The sequence below is a fragment of the Novosphingobium sp. KCTC 2891 genome (genome assembly GCF_025938155.1).
Lineage (GTDB): Bacteria > Pseudomonadota > Alphaproteobacteria > Sphingomonadales > Sphingomonadaceae > Novosphingobium.
Genome location: NZ_JAPCZG010000001.1, coordinates 532,204 through 548,284, shown reverse-complemented (window position 1 = coordinate 548,284; position 16,081 = coordinate 532,204). Strand labels below are relative to the sequence as shown.

Annotated in this window: 16 protein-coding genes; 8 read left to right on the top strand and 8 right to left on the bottom strand. The window is 68.3% G+C overall.

The window, feature by feature from the left end:
• Positions 1–12: 12 nt before the first annotated feature.
• From OLX02_RS02580 to OLX02_RS02555, 6 genes are all read right to left on the bottom strand, one after another.
• On the bottom strand, positions 13–1,731 hold the full coding sequence (locus tag OLX02_RS02580) for a preprotein translocase subunit YajC (RefSeq protein WP_264419963.1): 1,719 nt from the start codon (positions 1,729–1,731) through the stop codon (positions 13–15).
• A complete protein-coding gene (locus OLX02_RS02575) occupies positions 1,728–2,789 on the bottom strand; it encodes an AAA family ATPase (RefSeq protein ID WP_264419961.1) in 1,062 nt (353 codons plus the stop codon). The genes OLX02_RS02580 and OLX02_RS02575 overlap by 4 nt, the downstream gene beginning before the upstream one ends.
• Before the next feature lie 16 nt (positions 2,790–2,805).
• Positions 2,806–4,323 (bottom strand): XrtA system polysaccharide chain length determinant, encoded by a 1,518-nt coding sequence (locus OLX02_RS02570; protein WP_264419959.1) that lies wholly within the window; start codon positions 4,321–4,323, stop codon positions 2,806–2,808.
• A gap of 18 nt (positions 4,324–4,341) precedes the next feature.
• Entirely contained in the window at positions 4,342–4,989 is a 648-nt protein-coding gene (locus OLX02_RS02565) for an XrtA/PEP-CTERM system exopolysaccharide export protein (RefSeq protein WP_264419957.1), read from the bottom strand.
• A gap of 177 nt (positions 4,990–5,166) precedes the next feature.
• Positions 5,167–6,393: a pyridoxal-dependent decarboxylase, exosortase A system-associated gene (locus tag OLX02_RS02560; protein WP_264419956.1), complete on the bottom strand. Its 1,227-nt coding sequence runs from the start codon at positions 6,391–6,393 to the stop codon at positions 5,167–5,169.
• Entirely contained in the window at positions 6,390–7,922 is a 1,533-nt protein-coding gene (locus OLX02_RS02555) for an acyl-CoA ligase (AMP-forming), exosortase A system-associated (protein ID WP_264419954.1), read from the bottom strand. The genes OLX02_RS02560 and OLX02_RS02555 overlap by 4 nt, the downstream gene beginning before the upstream one ends.
• Positions 7,923–7,956: 34 nt before the next feature.
• On the opposite strand from OLX02_RS02555, the gene OLX02_RS02550 reads away from it, so the two are divergent.
• The 4 genes from OLX02_RS02550 to OLX02_RS02535 all read left to right on the top strand — a co-directional run bounded on the left by OLX02_RS02550 (position 7,957) and on the right by OLX02_RS02535 (position 10,778).
• Positions 7,957–8,976 carry a GNAT family N-acetyltransferase gene (locus OLX02_RS02550; protein WP_264419952.1) on the top strand — a complete coding sequence of 340 codons (1,020 nt, stop codon included), beginning with the start codon at positions 7,957–7,959 and terminating at the stop codon, positions 8,974–8,976.
• Between the two features lie 36 nt (positions 8,977–9,012).
• Positions 9,013–9,282: a phosphopantetheine-binding protein gene (locus tag OLX02_RS02545; protein ID WP_413630040.1), complete on the top strand. Its 270-nt coding sequence runs from the start codon at positions 9,013–9,015 to the stop codon at positions 9,280–9,282.
• A 201-nt stretch (positions 9,283–9,483) separates the two neighbouring features.
• Positions 9,484–9,996 carry a hypothetical protein gene (locus OLX02_RS02540; RefSeq protein WP_319641223.1) on the top strand — a complete coding sequence of 171 codons (513 nt, stop codon included), beginning with the start codon at positions 9,484–9,486 and terminating at the stop codon, positions 9,994–9,996.
• Entirely contained in the window at positions 9,993–10,778 is a 786-nt protein-coding gene (locus OLX02_RS02535) for a hydrolase 1, exosortase A system-associated (protein ID WP_264419948.1), read from the top strand. Before OLX02_RS02540 ends, OLX02_RS02535 begins: the two co-directional genes overlap by 4 nt.
• 22 nt (positions 10,779–10,800) lie before the next feature.
• Here OLX02_RS02535 and trxB read toward each other — a convergent pair whose 3' ends face one another.
• Entirely contained in the window at positions 10,801–11,775 is a 975-nt protein-coding gene (gene trxB / locus OLX02_RS02530; RefSeq protein ID WP_264419946.1) for a thioredoxin-disulfide reductase, read from the bottom strand.
• A gap of 171 nt (positions 11,776–11,946) precedes the next feature.
• On the opposite strand from trxB, the gene OLX02_RS02525 reads away from it, so the two are divergent.
• Entirely contained in the window at positions 11,947–12,672 is a 726-nt protein-coding gene (locus tag OLX02_RS02525; protein ID WP_264419945.1) for a hypothetical protein, read from the top strand.
• A 34-nt stretch (positions 12,673–12,706) separates the two neighbouring features.
• Here OLX02_RS02525 and OLX02_RS02520 read toward each other — a convergent pair whose 3' ends face one another.
• Positions 12,707–13,267 carry an ADP-ribose pyrophosphatase gene (locus OLX02_RS02520; RefSeq protein WP_264419944.1) on the bottom strand — a complete coding sequence of 187 codons (561 nt, stop codon included), beginning with the start codon at positions 13,265–13,267 and terminating at the stop codon, positions 12,707–12,709.
• A 270-nt stretch (positions 13,268–13,537) separates the two neighbouring features.
• On the opposite strand from OLX02_RS02520, the gene moaC reads away from it, so the two are divergent.
• From moaC to lexA, 3 genes are all read left to right on the top strand, one after another.
• Positions 13,538–14,011 (top strand): cyclic pyranopterin monophosphate synthase MoaC, encoded by a 474-nt coding sequence (gene moaC / locus OLX02_RS02515; protein ID WP_264419943.1) that lies wholly within the window; start codon positions 13,538–13,540, stop codon positions 14,009–14,011.
• On the top strand, positions 14,008–15,228 hold the full coding sequence (locus OLX02_RS02510) for a molybdopterin molybdotransferase MoeA (RefSeq protein WP_264419942.1): 1,221 nt from the start codon (positions 14,008–14,010) through the stop codon (positions 15,226–15,228). The genes moaC and OLX02_RS02510 overlap by 4 nt, the downstream gene beginning before the upstream one ends.
• A 93-nt stretch (positions 15,229–15,321) precedes the next feature.
• Positions 15,322–16,038, top strand: coding sequence for a transcriptional repressor LexA (gene lexA, locus OLX02_RS02505; RefSeq protein WP_264419940.1), 717 nt, complete (start codon positions 15,322–15,324; stop codon positions 16,036–16,038).
• The last annotated feature ends 43 nt before the right edge of the window (positions 16,039–16,081 follow it).

Here is a 16,081-nt window from a genome sequence, read left to right as displayed (position 1 = left end):
CCTCCGGCTCCGTCAGAAATTGTAGCGCAGGCCAAGCTGGCCAGTGAGGATCAACTGGTCATCAACCACTTTATAATTAACAGAGTCCAAACCGACCGCCGCTGTCGCTACGAGCCGATCGGTCAACTTGCGATAATACGACGCTGAACCGCCCCATGCGGACGTATCGCCCAGCCGGTTGGCACGGTTGTGGAACCACGCCTCATACACGTTCACACCGAAGCCGGATTGCGCGTCGATCGGGCCGCCAAGGCCGCCGCTGACGTAGAAATTCTCGGAAACCCGGCCGTTCACACCCGCCAGCACGGTCCCCGGCGCACCGAAGAACTTGCGATGCGTGTAGCCCGCGCCGAGCGTGGCGCGCAGCCGGCGCAAAGAAAGACCGTACGTCGCATTGATACCGCGCCCCCGGAACACCGAGGACGACAGCGAACCGAACGCGCCGTTGACGCAGCCTCCGCCCGATTCGCCGAAGCCGCAGCCCGAAATGTCCCCACCGAAGGGATCGCGAACCGTTTCGAAATCGGTCGGCAGCGCCTGGATCGAATTGTTGAGGCTCGACCCGAAGCCGGAAATCCCGTCGAACACCGATACCGACAGCGAATGGCGGGCATTCGGATTGTAGGAGAACGAGCCGTAGTAGGTCGTGCTGTCATATCGCCGGCCCACGAACGCGGAAAGCGAGGTACGCCGGCTCGGTCGCCAGATCACGCCCACATCCCACGTCAGCCCGCTGCTGTCATAGGCCATCCGCCGCGGCTGGGACTTGTCGGTCTTGTAGCGTCCGTCGCTGCCCAGCACCGGCCGTCCGGCGGAATCGCGCAGCGCATCGCGTGACGATACCTCCACGTCGTTCCAGCCCACGTCGCCCACCAGCGCCACGTCGAGCGAGACCGGCACCGTCACCTGCACCCCGGCGCGCAGTTCGCGGAACCGCTGGTCCAGATTGGAAATGTCTTCCTGCGCGTAGCTGCCGCTGGCGACGATGCCCACGGGCAGCACATCGCCGGGCTTCACCCCGGCAGAAAGCTGCGCCGACTGCGACAGCGAATGGTCGAACAGGTCGGTGCGCGGGCCGCCCGGCACCAGTTGCACCGCCTTGGGGTTTTCCACCTTGGTATAGCCGATGGTGTAGCCGCCGTTCACCGCCACGTCGCCCACGTGGGTCGACAGGCTCGGCCCGGCATAAAGCGAATAGACCTGGCTGACCGAATCGCTGAACCGCGTTCCGGAAAGCGAGGCCCCGCCGCCGCCATCCACGCGCGATCGCGCCGCCATTGCCCCTGCCTCGATCCGCAGCGTGCGCGGGATCAGGTCATGGCCCACGCGCGCAAGGCCCGAAATCGTGTCGCCGTCGCGGTAATTGCCCTTTTCCACGAAGCGGCGCTCGTAACGCACCGAAAGCGCGCCCTGCGTGCGCCGGCCGTTCAGTTGCACGTCCGCCCCCGCAGCCACGGCGGTATAGGTCACCACCTCGTCGCCCGGCCTCAGCTCGGCGAGCAGGTTCTGCGTCACCTCGATATAGGGCTGAATCTTGGTGCGGACGCCCGACCCGCGCCGCGGCGCCGGCCGGTCCCCGCCATCGGACGGGGCATCGCTGCCCGCGCTGTCCGGCTTGTCGTAAGGCATCAACTGCGCGTGCGCCGCCGGCGCCTGAAGGCACAGCAGCGCCGTGCCCAGCGCAAGGCCGGACCGCAGGATGACCATTCCGGAGCGCGCCGCCGTCGTCATTCCTTGTATCCGTAATAGGTGCCGAAGCGCCGCCCGGTGGGGGAAAAGCGCGTGCCGTTCAGCAGCAGCTTGATGTCCTCGCACCCGGCCAGAATGTTCACCGCATCGCGCAGCGCCGCTTCGCCGGTGCGATCCGCACGCACCACCATCACCGCCTGCCCCACGTGCATCGCCAGTTCGGATGCCGGCGACGCGGCCAGCGTGGGCGGGCTGTCGAAGATGACGATGCGGCTCGGTGCCTGTGCGGTCAGCCGGTCCAATACGCGCTGGGTCCGCGCAGAGGCCAGATATTCGGTGTCCGACCCGCTGGGATTGCCCGCAGGAAGCACGAACAGGCCGGGAATATCGGTGGCCAGGATGCAATCCTCGACCGCGATCGAAGGATCGACCAGCGCGTCCATCAGCCCGGCCCCGCCCGGCAGGCCCAGCGTCGACAGCACGCTCGGCTTGGCGAAATCGGCATCGACCAGCAGGACTTCGTTGTCCTTCTCCGCCGCGATCGACAGCGCCAGGTTGACCGCGCAGAACGTCTTGCCCTCGCCCGGATGGGCCGAGCAGACGAGGATGCGCTCGCCGTGCGGCGCTCCCCGTCCCTTGCGCGATTCGGCGGCGGACAGCAGCAGTTGCCGCTTCACGATGCGGAATTCTTCCAACAGCGACGTGACCGGGCCGTCCGGCTCGATCAGACACAGGTCGCGCAGCCGCTTGCGATCGATCGGGTGGATCGGCCGGCGGAACGTCTGCATTGCCGGAATGCCTTCGGGCAGATCGGGCGATGCCCAGCCGGGCGCAGCGAACGGTGCAGGCTCGGCCACTTCGGGCGCGGAGAAATCCGGCGCGGCGCGCTCGGCTTCGGGCTCCACCGCCGGCTCGGACGGCAGGACCTGCGGTGCCTGCACTGGCTTCGCAGCCGGAACCACCACCTTCGGCATCGGCGGCGGGGCAAGACTGTCCAGCCGGAACGTGCCCGCGGCGCGCTCGATCAGCGAGCGCGGACGGCCGGCTTCGGCGGCAGGTTCGGTTCCGGCAGCGGGAATGCCCTTGCGGTGCTCTGTCATGATCGTCGCCATCCGTTCACGCCACCATGCCGCGTTTCATGAACTCGAGCGCCATCAACAGCGCCAGCACCACGGCCAGCGCCGCCGTGGCTCCGGCGAACCACTTGAGATGCCTCCAGTATTCGCTGCGTTCCCCGCGCGTCATGGTGAGGGAGACCGAACCGATCACGGGCAGGCCGGTGGCGCGTTCCAGTTGCCCCGTGGTCGAATAGCTCGACCGCAGCTGGCCCACGGCAAAAGCGGTGCCGCAGCCGGCAACAAGCCCCGCCACCAGCACCAGCGCCAGAAGCATCGGCCGGTCGGGCGCGGAAGGGCTGCGCGGCGTCGTCGGCGGGTCGATCACCTCGAACTTCACCGCGTTGCGCTCGCTCTCCACCTGCCCGCGCAGGCGCAGCTGCTCGCGGTCCCGCAGCAGCTTGTCGTATTGTTCCTTGAGCACGTCGTAGTCGCGGTTGATCCGCGACGCTTCCGCCGCCACCCCCGGTTCGCTGTACTGCTGGGCCGAAAGCTGGGCGATTTCCTGCTGGAGCGAGCCCTTGCGCGATTGCAGCGCGATCAGGCTCGCATCGCGGTCCGCCTTGATCGATTGCAGCGAGATGTAGGCCGGGTTCGGCGTGCCCACCGGCCCGCCCTCGCCCGCCGCCTGCCGGGAAAGCCCGGCCATCTGGCTCTTGATCGCCTGCACGTCGGGATGGCTGTCGGTCAGGCCCCGCGCCCGCATCGCGGAAAGGTCCGCCTGCGCCTGCGCCAGCGCGCCCCTTGCGCCGCCGGCCGCGCCGGGGATCATCAGCGTGGGCGGCGTGCCGGAAAGCTGGCCATTGATCGCCGCCAGCGCGCTCTGCGCCGCGAGCAGATCGGATTCGACGCCGCGCAGTTCGGCCCGCGCGCCTTCGATCTTGCCTGTCAGCCCGCCGGTGCCGGGCATCAGCGCGGCGTTCTTGGATTCGAATTCCTGGCGCTTCTGCTCCGCCGCTTCCAGGTCCTTCTGCCGGTCCTGCAACTGCTGGTCCATGAAGGCGAGCGTGTCGGTCATCTCGCCGCGTCCGCCCGCCAGGTTCTCCTCGCGGAAGATGTCGATCATCTTCTGAACGATGTCCTGCGCCAGCTTGGCGTTGTCCACGTCGGAATAGCCGCGCGAGCCGGACGTGGCCGAGATCTCGAACAGGTTGTCCTGCTGGCTGACGACCTTGATCGTCTTGCCCAGCCCCGCCACGGTGCCTTCCATCTGCTTGTCGCTGGTCACCTTGTCGCCCAGCCGCGTCGCGCGGACCACCTTCTCCAGGTTGACCGAGCTGGTCAGCGTCTGGCGCACGCGCTCGATGTCGCGCTTCCGGTCGCCGCCGATGCCGATCTGGTCTGACAGCACGTCGTCGATCTGGACGAAGATGCGCGCTTTCGATTCGTAGCTGTTGGGCACCATCGCCACCACCAGCCAGCCGAGCAGGCACACCACCCACGCGATTCCCAGCGCCAGCCAACGCCGGTGCCAGATCCCGTAGAGCGCGATGCGCACTTCCTCGTAGATGTTGGTCATGCGCGCGTCAGCCCCGCCTCAGAAATTGCTCTCGGGGATGATGATGACGTCACCCGGCATCAACATGACGTTGGCCTTGCTCTCGCCCTTCTTGAGCAGGTCGCCGATGCGCAGCGCATATTCCTTCTGCTTGCCGGTCTGCTTGTCGAACCGCACGAGCCGCGCGCGGTTGCCAGCCGCATATTCCGAAAGGCCCCCCACCGCGATCATCGCGTCGAGCAGCGTCATGTTGGCGCGGTAGGGAATCGACGAAGGCTTTTCCGTCGCGCCCACGATGCGCACCTGCTGGCTGAACGTGCCGGCAAACTTGTTGACGATGACCGAGACGATCGGTTCCTGGATATACTGCGACAGCTGGAGCTTGATGTCCTCGGCCAGCATCGAGGGCGTCTTGCCCACCGCCGGCATGTCGGTGATCAGCGGCGTGGTGATGCGCCCGTCGGGCCGCACCTGCACCGAGGCGCCCAGCTCCGGGTTGCGCCACACGAAAATCGTCAGCTCGTCGAGCGGCCCGATCACGTATTCCTCGCCCGGCCCTTCCTGCAACGCCACGAAGGACGCCGCCGGCAACTGCGGCCCTGCCCCCGCGCCGGCGCAGCCCGACAACGCAAGCGTCGCAATGGCGACACCGGCAAGAAAGCGGCTGAAACGGGCAAGGGTCGACATGAAACGTCCTTCGAAAAACCGTACAGCACAGCGAGAAACGGCCGCATTCCTCACGGGCAATATGGCCGCATTGGTGAAGATAGCGTTAGCCTTGTTCGCAGTCTGCGAAGTTACAAGCGATTCCGCGACCCGGTCCCGAATCGGGACGGGCCTGACCCGAAACGTTAAACGCTTGACCTAGATCAGGATTTCCGCCGCCGGCCCTTGCCCCAGGAACATCATCGGGCTGGCGCTCGCGCCATAGGCACCCGCACAGAAAATCGCGACGAGATCGCCTTCCACGGCGCGGGGGAATCCGCCCTTGTCCGCCAGTCGATCCAGCGGCGTGCACAGGCACCCCACCACGCTCGCTTCCTCCTCGACCGGCGCGTCGAACCGGGTCGCGATGGCGCTGGGATAATTGCGCCGCACCACTGTGCCAAAGTTGCCGCTCGCCGCCAGTTGGTGATGCAGCCCACCGTCGGTGACGAGGTAGACATCGCCGTGGCTTTCCTTGCGGTCGATCACGCGGGTCAGGTAAACGCCTGCTTCTCCAACGAGATAGCGGCCAAGTTCAATGCAGAATCGCGTGTCCTGCAACACCGCCGGGAGCTGGGCGAACCGCTCGGCCAGGGCCGCGCCCACTGCCGCGATGTCCACCGGCTTGTCGCCGGGAAAATAGGGGATGCCGAACCCGCCGCCCAGGTTGCACTTGGGCAGCGCCACGCCCGCCTGCTCCGCCAGCCGCGCGGCCAGTTCCAGCGTCTGCGCCTGCGTCTCGATGATCGCCGCCGCGTCGAGCGCCTGGCTGCCTGCGAAGATGTGGAAGCCGCGCCAGTCCGCGCCGGCATCGACAAGGCGCCGCGCCAGCGCGGGCACCTTGTCGGCATCCACGCCGAACGGCTTGGCCCCGCCGCCCATCTTCATCCCCGACCCCTTGAGGTCGAAATCGGGATTTACCCGGATCGCCAGTCGCGGGACGACGCCGAGCCGGTTCGCGATGGCGAGCGCCCGCTCGGCTTCACGTGCCGACTCAAGATTGAGCGTCACGCCCTTGGCAATGGCCAGTTCCAGCTCGTCATCGCGCTTGCCCGGTCCGGCAAAGCTGACCGCCGCCGGATCGATCCCCACCGCCTCGACCAGCGCAAGTTCCCCGCCCGAGGCGATGTCGAACCCGTCGACCAGCCCGTTCATGTGCGACAGCAACGGGCCGAAAGGATTGGCCTTCACCGCGAAATGGATCGCCAGCCGCTGCGGCATCGCCGCGCGCAGCTGCACCACCCGCGCATCGAGCAAGGCCCGATCATAGACGAACAGCGGCGTCCTGCCCGCCTCGGCCACGATCGCGCTGGCCTTGCGGCCGGCAATGGCGAGTTCGCCGTCGATGGCGGTAAAGCCGGGAGGAATCGGACCAAGTGGTTTCATGGCGTCATCGCTTCGCGCAACTCGGCCGCCAGTGCAACGCGGTCGAGCTTGGCGTTCGGGCTGACCGGCATCGCCTCGCGCCAATGAACATGGCGCGGCACCATGAAATTGGGCACGCTGCGGGTCAGCGCCGGGATCAGCTCCGCTGCCGCCCTGGCCGGATCTCCGGCCGCGCGCGCCACCAGATGGATCGCCTGCCCCAGTTGCGGATCAGGCAGGCCCAGCGCGACAGCTTCGGCCACAAGGCCTGTCGCCACGGCCGCTTCTTCCACTTCCTGCGGGCTGACGCGGTTGCCGCTGGTCTTGATCATTGCATCGCGCCGGCCGACGAAGTGGAGCAGCCCTTCGACATCCCGCCGCACCCTGTCTCCAGACCACACCGCCATGCCGCCCATTTCCGAAAAGGGGGGCGCCGGGCGGAATCGTTCGGCGGTCCGCTCGGCATCGCGCCAATAGCCTTGGGCCACCAGCGGTCCGGCGTGGACCAGTTCGCCTTCCTCGTCCGGTCCGGCAGCCCGGCCATCGTCGGCCACCACCATGATCTCGGCAAAGGGGATCGCCTTGCCGATCGAGGTCGGGTGCGTATCGACCAGCGCCGGATCGAGATACGTCGAACGGAACGCCTCGGTCAGGCCGTACATCGGATACAGATCCGCCTCCGGGAAAGTCGTCCGCAGCGCGGTGACCAGCGAAGGCGTCAGTGCCCCGCCGCTGTTGGTCAGGCGGCGCAAATGCGCGGCCGTTTCTGCCGGCCAGTCCAGCTCGACCAGTTGCAGCCACAGCGGCGGCACGGCGGCGATGGTGGTGATCGCGTGGCGGCCCACCGCCTTCACCACGTCGCGCGCCATCAGGTAATCGAGCGGCACCACCGCGCCGCCGGCGAACCATGTCGAAAGCAACTGGTTCTGCCCATAATCGAACGCAAATGGCAGCACGGCCAGCACGCGGTCCTGCGGCGTCAGCTTCAGGTAATGGGCCACACTGGCCGCGCCCAGCCACAGGTTCGCGATGCTCAGCACCACGCCTTTGGGCCGCCCGGTCGACCCGCTCGTGTAAAGGATCGCGGCAAGGGCGTCCGGCTGCGCCTGCGACGGCGGCAGCGGCTCCATCTGCCCGGCTTCCGCCCACAGGCCGGCTTCATCGAACAAGGCGGCGTCGTCCGCATCGCCGGGTTCCAGCGTATCCAGCCGCGCCTTGTTGGCGATCAGCAGCAGCGCTCCGCTATCTGCCAGGATGTGCGCCACTTGCGCGCGCTTGAGCAGCGGGTTGACCGGCACGTGGACCAACCCCGCGCGCACCGCGGCCAGCGGCATCAGGCAGGTGGTCTCGCCCTTGGGCAGCCAGGTTGCAATGCGTTCACCCTTCGCTGATACCTTGCCCGCCAGCCATGCGGCCAGCTGGCCGACGCGGCGGTCCAGCTCGCCAAAGCTCAGGGTGCGATCCTTGAGCACGAGCGCAGGCGCCTCCGCTGCTCCGCGCAGGGCAAGATGGTCGAGCGGGAATACGGTGGGGTCGGGGACTGCGGTCACGCGTTTCTCGCGATGATGGGGACGAAACGGGGCATTGGGTACGCGGGTCTATCACGCCGAACTCGCCGAAGCGCAAGCCGACCCGGCACTTGCCGCGCTGCTCGGCAGGTCGGACACCAGCGCGCCGTTCGACCGGCTGGACTGGCTGGCGCTGCTCGCCCGCGAATGTTTCCCCGGCGAGCGCTGCTTCCTTGCCGTGGCGCAGGATGGGGCGCGCATCGCCGCGCTTCCGCTGCGACAGACCGCGTGGGGGCTGGAAGGCCTGGCGAACTGGTACAGCTTCTTCGTCCGCCCGCGCGGCCATGACGCGGATCTGCTCGCCGCCATCGCCCGCAGCCTCGCGCCGATGGACGCGCTGCGGCTGGCTCCGGTGCCGAGCGAGGACGCCGGGCCGCTCGTCCGCGCGCTGCGCTCTTCCGGCTGGATTGGGACGACCGAAGAAAGCGATATCAATCACTTCATGCACTTTCCGAAGAACGGATTCGAGGAATGGTGGGCGGCGCGGCCGGGCGTTCTGCGCGAAACCGTGCGACGCAAGGGCCGACGCGAGCAGATCGCGCTGCGCATCGCCGCTACCTTCTCCGACGCCGACTGGGCGGCCTACGAAGCCGTCTACCGGCTGAGCTGGAAGCCCGGCGAAGGCAGCCCCGATTTCCTCCGCCGCTTCGCCATGGCCGAAAGCGCAGCCGGAGCGCTGCGGCTGGGGATCGCCGAACACGAGGGCGTGCCGGTGGCCGCGCAGTTCTGGACCGTCGAGGGAAACACCGCCTGGATTCACAAGCTTGCCCACGACGAGCGGGCACGGGCAATGTCCCCCGGCACACTGTTGTCGGCGGCGATGTTCCGCCATGCGATCGAGCGCGACCGCGTGGGTACGATCGATTTCGGGACGGGAGCCGATGCCTACAAGCGCGACTGGATGGGGACCACGCGGCCGCGCTACCAGCTTGAATTTCATAGGCCGGGCGCGCCACGCCAATGGCCCCGCCTCGCCCGGCTCGCCGCCCGCCGCCTGCTGCGCCGCCCTCTTGTTTCCACCCGCACCGATGGCTAGAGGCCGAAAAAACACGAATTTACGGGAAGGTTCATGGTGAGCGCTGTGGCGAACGACGATACCGACGACCGGCTGCGCGGCATTCTGCGCGACGTGCTGGGCCTGAGCGACGAAACCGTCGCCGGGCTGGAGGCGGACACCGGCCTGTTCGGCGCGCTGCCCGAACTGGATTCGATGGCGGTCGCAGGACTGCTGACCGAAATCGAGGACCGGTTCGACATCGTCATCGACGATGATGAAATCGACGGAGAAATCCTTGAATCCTATGGAAATCTTCTGAACTTTGTCCGTGCCAAGCTGGGATGACCCGAACGGCACCTAACCGCACATGAACCCGACCCGGCGGACCACGAGGGGCTTCTGAACACGACCTGGCCCTGCCCCGGACCCGAAGGCCCCGTCGACGAGCTTGCCGTCGCCTTCGACCGTGGCCGCGCCCGCCGCCTTCTGGTCGTTCCCCCGCTGTTCGACGAACTCAACCGCGCCCGCCGCCTGCTGCTGGGCGCCATGCGCGCACTGGATGCGGCGGGCATCGATTCGATCCTGCCCGATCTTCCCGGCTGCAACGAAAGCACGCAGGACTTCGCCGCGCAGAGCCTCCATTCCTGGCGGCAGGCGACCGCGCGGGTGGCGGCGCACTTTGCCGCGACCGAAGTGCTGGCGGTGCGAGGCGGCGCACTGGTGTTCCCGCCGCACCTGCCCGGCCACGTGCTTGAACCGGCCAAGGGCATGGCGATCCTGCGCCAGCTGCTGCGCGCCCGCACCATCGCCGCGCGCGAGATGGGGCAGCGTGAGACGATGGACGCCCTGCTGGAACGCGGGCGCGTCGAAGGGCTGGAACTGGCCGGCTACCGCTGCGGCGCGGCGCTGATCGCCGGGCTGGAAGGGGCGGTGCCCGCCATCGAGGGACAGCGCGACATCCGCCAGGCCGATCTCGGCGGCGGCGCGCTGTGGCTGCGCGCCGAACCGGGCGAAGACCCGGCGCAGGCCGCCGCCCTCGCCCGGATCGTCGCCGGATGATGCGGCGCCATATCGAATTCGCCTGCGAGGGCGCGCGGCTGGCGGGCACGCTCGACACCGCGGCGGCGACCGGCACCAGCGGCTTGCTGATCGTGTCGGGCGGCAACGAGATCCGGAGCGGCGCCTTCGCCGGGCAAGCCCGGCTCTCCGCGCATCTGGCGCGCGCGGGCGTGCCCTGCTTCCGCTTCGACCGGCGCGGCGTGGGAGACAGCGACGGCGCGAACGGCGGATTTCGCGAAAGCCGGGACGACATCGCGGCCGCGCTCGCCGCGTTCCGCTCGGCGGCCCCGCACCTGCGCCGGATCTCCGCCTTCGGCAATTGCGACGCGGCGAGCGCGCTGGCGCTGTTCGGCGCCGACCTTCCCCTCGACGCACTGGTGCTGGCCAACCCTTGGACGCTGGACAGCGATGAGCCGCAGGCCGCGCCCCTGCCCGCCGCCGCGCTGTGGCGGCGCTATGCTGCGAAGCTGGCGGACCCTGCCGAATGGAAACGGCTGCTGAGCGGCGGCGTGGACCTGCGCGGCGTGGCGCGCGACGTACAGGGCGCCGCACTGGCACCGGGCGCGTCGGCGCTGGCGAGCGAGATGCAGGCCGGCCTCGGCCGGTTCGGCGGGCCGGTCACGATCCTGCTGGCGCAAGGCGACCGCACCGCCCAGCTGTTCGAGGCGGCGTGGCCCAGAGGCGATGCGCGGGTGCAGCGCCATGACAGCGCCGCCCACGCCTTTTCCGGGGATGCGGCGCGCGACTGGCTGGCCGCGCGCCTGCTCGAAGCTGCCGGCTGAGGCTTACCCAGCCGGCCGGCCCTTATTCCGCCGCTTGCGCCTGCGCCGCGGCGAAATCGAGTTCGGCGAGGAAACGCTCGGCATCGAGCGCGGCCATGCAGCCGGTGCCCGCCGCCGTCACCGCCTGGCGATAGGTGTGGTCCATCACGTCACCGCAGGCGAACACGCCGGGAAACGCGGTCTTGGGCGTGCCTGGCTGGACAACGATGTAGCCGCTTTCATCCAGTTCCAGCTTGCCCTTGAACAGCTCGGTCGCGGGCGCGTGGCCGATGGCGACGAACGCGCCGTCGGTGGCGATGCTCGACTTCTCGCCGGTCACGGTATCGACCAGTTCCACCGACTGGAGGCCGCCGCCCCCCAGATCGCCGGCGAAGCTTTCGACCGCCTTGTTCCACAGCACCTTCACGTTGGGGTGCGCCAGGAGGCGGTCCTGCAGGATCTTTTCCGAGCGCAGCGAATCGCGGCGATGGATCAGGGTGACGTCCTGCGAATGGTTGGTGAGGTAGAGCGCTTCCTCGACCGCAGTGTTGCCGCCGCCGATCACCACCACCTTCTTGCCGCGATAGAAGAAGCCGTCGCACGTGGCGCAGGCGGAAACGCCCTTGCCCGAGAATTCAACCTCGCCCTGCACGCCCAGCCACTTGGCCTGCGCGCCGGTGGCGATCACCAGCACGTCGCCTTCGTAGATGTCGCCGCTGTCGCCCGTGGCGCGGAACGGCGAGCCATCGAGGGTAACCTCGGTGATCGTGTCCCACATCATGCGGGTGCCGACGTGTTCGGCCTGGGCCTGCATTTCCTGCATCAGCCACGGACCCTGGATCACGTCGCGGAAGCCGGGATAGTTCTCGACGTCGGTAGTGATCGTCAGCTGGCCGCCCGGCTGAAGGCCCTGAACCACGATCGGCTGCATCCCCGCGCGCGCGCCATAGATCGCGGCGGAAAGCCCGGCGGGGCCGGATCCGATGATGAGCATTCGGGTCTTGTGGGTCGTTGCCATGAGGTCCTCCAGTCGGCGCGGAAATAGAAGCGGCGGCGGAGGAATGCGAGTCCGCACAGGCACATTTTTCCCTCGCTTTGCGCGAGATCAATGTTTGTGTCGCAATATTGCTAGCTTGCTATTGCGAGTATGTCGCATTAGCGACGCCGCACGGACTCGAGGGGTATCATGATGAAGAAAGTTGTTCTGGCCGCGCTGGCCGCCTGCACCCTGCCGTGCGCAGCCCATGCCGCACCGGGGATGGGCGATGAAGTTTATGGCGCGACGACCGAGAAGGGCGAGGTCGAACTGGAGGCGCGCTATGGCGCGCTGGCCGGCGGCGCCGACGACGGCGAGGACGCGCTGAAGCTGGAAGCCGCCTACTCCCCCACCGACCGCCTGCGCCTGGGCGCGCAGCTTGAACTGGAGCGCGAGCCGTCCGGCCCGCGCAAGGCCGAGGCAGCCAGCTTCGAGGCGATCTACACGCTGGGCCGCGTCGCCGGGATCGACGTGGCGCTCTACGGTGAATACGAGGTGGGCCTGCTGCGCGACACGCCCGACGCAGTCGAGGGCAAGATCTTGTTGCAGCGCAAGGCCGGCCCGCTCGATGCGCGGCTGAACCTGATCTTCCAGAAGCATCTCGCCACCGGGCAGAAAGTGGAAGTCGGCTATGCCGCATCGGCCGACTATGCGGTGGCCGGCGACGAACTGCGCGTGGGCGTGGCCGCCTTCGGCGACCTCGGCTCGTTCCACCGCTTCCTGCCCAGCGCCGAACACTTCGTCGGCCCGATCGTGAAGACCGAGATCGAAGGCCTTGGCCCCGAAATCGGCATCGAGGCGGGTTATCTGTTCGCGGTGGACAAGGCGCGCGACGATACCAAGGGCCAGTTCCGCCTGATGGTCGAAATGGAGTTCTGAGGGGAACGCAGACTTTGCTGCTCGGAAGCCGGACTTACCGCCACAAGTCGGGCTTCCGCAGCAACAGCGCCTGTGCCAGCACCAGCGTCTTGGCATCGACCAGTTCGCCCGCCAGCACCATCGCGCGCAAGTCGTCCAACGGCAATTCGTGAACGCTGATATGCTCGAACTCACCGTCCGCGCCGCCGCCCTCGGCCACGCGGTCGTCTGCATGGTATTCGGCGAGGAACAGCATCACGCGCTCGGTCGAAACCGGCGGGATCGGCCAGATGTTCGCCACCGGTTCCAGCGCGCCCAGCCGCAGCCCGCCTTCCTCCATCGCTTCCTCGCGGATGCGTTCCTCTGCCGGCACGGAATCCAGATTGCCCGCGATGGCTTCCAGCAGCGGCGCCTCGCCCGCCGCCAGCACCGCCGCGCGGGGCTGGCTGACCAGCATCGCCACGCGCCGCGCCGGGTCATAGGGCAGCACCGCCACCGCCGATCCGTTGTCGAGCAGGTGGCGCTCCACCACCATCCCGTCGGGCAGCCGCACGTCGAGCCGCCAGAACTTGTACCATCCATCGTATACCATATGCCGCGCCGCGATCTCGGCCATGTCGTTCCTCCGCTTCCGCGCCCCGGCATCCGCTCCCCCGCGGGGAATGCCCCAAACCGGCCAGGATGACGAGAACCTATGGCGCGGACCGGATGGCCAGGCTTTCCTCCGCCGCACGTGCCCCCTGTCCTCCCGCGCGGGGCTCTGGCATGACCGCCGCATGACTACGCGCCGCCATCCGCCGGTTCCGCTCTGCACCAGCGCCCGAAATCCGGTTCCGCCCTTGTTCCCGCGAACTGTGCCAACCTGCCCCCGCCGGAGCGCCGCGGCATGACTGCACTTACCCACCTCGATGCGCAGGGCCATGCCCGCATGGTCGATGTCGGCGCCAAGCCCGCGACGCAGCGCGTGGCCGTGGCGCGCGGCCATATCCGGATGTCCGCGCAGGCGCGCGATGCGATCCGCGACGGCACCGCGCCCAAGGGCGACGTGCTGGCTGCCGCGCGCATCGCCGGGATCATGGCCGCGAAGAAGACGGGCGAACTGATCCCGCTGTGCCACCCCCTCGCGCTCGATGCGGTGGCGGTGGAATTCACGCTTACCGAAACCGGCGTGGAGGCGACCGCAACCGCATCGCTCACCGCGAAGACCGGGGTGGAAATGGAAGCGATGACCGCCGTCTCGGTCGCGCTGCTGACGATCTACGACATGGCCAAGGCCGTGGACAAGGCGATGGTGATCGACGCCATCCGCCTCATCGAAAAGCGCGGCGGCAAGTCGGGCGACTGGAAGGCTCCCGCATGAACGACGTCGCCGTGAAAGTTCCGCCGCTGCCGCTGCGCACCGCCCAGGAACGACTGATGTGGCTCGCCCCCGCGCTGCCCGTGGAGCACCGCGCCGCCGGCGAATGCATGGGCTATTTCCTCGCGAATCCGGTCACCGCGCACCGCACCCAGCCCGATGCGCCGTCCTCGGCCATGGACGGCTATGCCATGCGGGCGGCGGACCTGCCGGGACCGTGGCGCGTGATCGGGGAAAGCGCGGCGGGCCACCCCCACGCCGGCACGGTCGGCGCGGGCGAGGCGGTGCGGATCAGCACCGGCGCGATCGTGCCCGATGGTGCGGACATGGTTTTGCTCCAGGAAGACTGCGTGCGCGATGGCGAGCGGCTGACCCTGACCGGCACGCCACCATCGCCCACCGGCCGACACATCCGCCCGGCCGCCATGGATTTTGCCGCGGACGATCCCCTGCTCGCCCCCGGCACCCGGCTGGGTGCGGCCCAGATCGCGCTCGCGATTGCCGGCGGGCATCAATATCTGCGCGTGCGCCGACCGGTGAACCTGGCCATCATCGATTCCGGCGACGAACTGGCCGGCCCCGGCAAACCGCTCAAACCGCACCAGATACCGGCCAGCAACGGCCCGATGCTGGCGGCGCTCGCCTCGCTCTGCCCGGTGCGGGTGACCCGGATCGGGCCGGTGCCCGACCGGCTGGAGGATGTGGTCGCGGCACTCGACCAGGCCGGCAAGGCAGATATCATCGTCACCAGCGGCGGGGCTTCGGTGGGCGATCACGATCTTGTTCGCCCCGCGCTGGAAGCCGCCGGGGCCAAGATCGACTTCTGGCGCGTGGCGATCAAGCCGGGCAAGCCACTGCTGGTGGGCCGGCGCGGCACGCAGGTCATCCTCGGGCTGCCGGGCAATCCGGCCTCGGCTTTCGTCACCGGCTTCCTGTTCATGCTGCCGCTGCTGCGCGCCGCGCTCGGGGCGGCCGATCCGCTGCCGCGCCCGATCACCGCGCGCCTTGCCGAACCGATGCCGGCCGGGGGCAGCCGCATGGAATTCCTGCGCGCGCGCTGGGACGGCGCGGCGGTGACGCTCGATCCGCTGCAGGATTCGGGCGCGCTCACGCCGCTCGCCCGGGCCAATGCACTGGTCTTGCGCGATGCCGGCGCACCGGCGGCTCCCGCCGGAACGGATGTTCCGGTCTATCTGCTCGAAACTGGCGGAATTGCTTGACGAAGGGAAATCGGTTTCTTATTCGTTCCGCATTCGTTCGACCAAAGAGACAAAGGGTCAACGAACCCGGAACGCCAAAGGGAGTGAGCGCCCATGTTGACGCGCAAGCAGCACGAGTTGCTGACCTTCATCCAGAACCGTCTTGAAGAATCCGGTATCTCGCCCTCGTTCGAGGAAATGAAGGAAGCGCTAGACCTCAAGTCGAAGTCGGGCGTCCACCGCCTGATTTCGGCGCTGGAGGAGCGCGGCTTCATCCGCCGGCTGGCCAACCGCGCCCGTGCGCTTGAAGTGATCCGCCAGGCGGACGGCGTTGGCGCCAAGCCCGCCACCACCGCCGCGGCACCGGCGAGCACCCCGCCCCCCGCCAACAGCAATTCGCCGCTGGCCCCGCTGCGTCCCGCGGCGAAGGCTCCCGCACCGGCCAACGACGTGATCGAGCTTCCGCTCCACGGCCGTATCGCCGCGGGCACCCCGATCGAGGCGCTGGAAGGCACCGCGACGCTGCCCGTTCCCGCCGCGCTGCTTGGTGCGGGCGAGCACTATGCGCTGGAAGTCTCGGGCGATTCGATGGTCGACGCCGGCATTCTCGACGGCGATTTCGCGCTCGTGCGCCGGACCGAAACCGCGCGCGACGGTGAAATCGTGGTCGCACTGGTGCGAGGCGAGGAAGCGACGCTCAAGTACCTGCGCCACGAAAAGGGCATGGTCCGGCTCGACCCCGCCAACGCCGCCTATGATCCGCAGTATTATGCGCCCGAGGAAGTCCAGGTGCAGGGCAAGCTGGCCGGCCTTCTGCGGCGCTATCACTGAATGGTAGGGCACGGAGCGGTGGGGCACCGAGCGGTGGAGCACT

Excerpts from the sequence above, each read along its gene's own strand:
- OLX02_RS02580 (WP_264419963.1), bottom strand. The coding sequence starts at position 1,731 with ATGACGACGGCGGCGCGCTCCGGAATGGTCATCCTGCGGTCCGGCCTT.
- OLX02_RS02575 (WP_264419961.1), bottom strand. The coding sequence starts at position 2,789 with ATGACAGAGCACCGCAAGGGCATTCCCGCTGCCGGAACCGAACCTGCC.
- OLX02_RS02570 (WP_264419959.1), bottom strand. The coding sequence starts at position 4,323 with ATGACCAACATCTACGAGGAAGTGCGCATCGCGCTCTACGGGATCTGG.
- OLX02_RS02565 (WP_264419957.1), bottom strand. The coding sequence starts at position 4,989 with ATGTCGACCCTTGCCCGTTTCAGCCGCTTTCTTGCCGGTGTCGCCATT.
- OLX02_RS02560 (WP_264419956.1), bottom strand. The coding sequence starts at position 6,393 with ATGAAACCACTTGGTCCGATTCCTCCCGGCTTTACCGCCATCGACGGC.
- OLX02_RS02540 (WP_319641223.1), top strand. The coding sequence starts at position 9,484 with ATGCGCGCACTGGATGCGGCGGGCATCGATTCGATCCTGCCCGATCTT.
- OLX02_RS02535 (WP_264419948.1), top strand. The coding sequence starts at position 9,993 with ATGATGCGGCGCCATATCGAATTCGCCTGCGAGGGCGCGCGGCTGGCG.
- trxB (WP_264419946.1), bottom strand. The coding sequence starts at position 11,775 with ATGGCAACGACCCACAAGACCCGAATGCTCATCATCGGATCCGGCCCC.
- OLX02_RS02525 (WP_264419945.1), top strand. The coding sequence starts at position 11,947 with ATGAAGAAAGTTGTTCTGGCCGCGCTGGCCGCCTGCACCCTGCCGTGC.
- OLX02_RS02520 (WP_264419944.1), bottom strand. The coding sequence starts at position 13,267 with ATGGCCGAGATCGCGGCGCGGCATATGGTATACGATGGATGGTACAAG.
- moaC (WP_264419943.1), top strand. The coding sequence starts at position 13,538 with ATGACTGCACTTACCCACCTCGATGCGCAGGGCCATGCCCGCATGGTC.
- OLX02_RS02510 (WP_264419942.1), top strand. The coding sequence starts at position 14,008 with ATGAACGACGTCGCCGTGAAAGTTCCGCCGCTGCCGCTGCGCACCGCC.
- lexA (WP_264419940.1), top strand. The coding sequence starts at position 15,322 with ATGTTGACGCGCAAGCAGCACGAGTTGCTGACCTTCATCCAGAACCGT.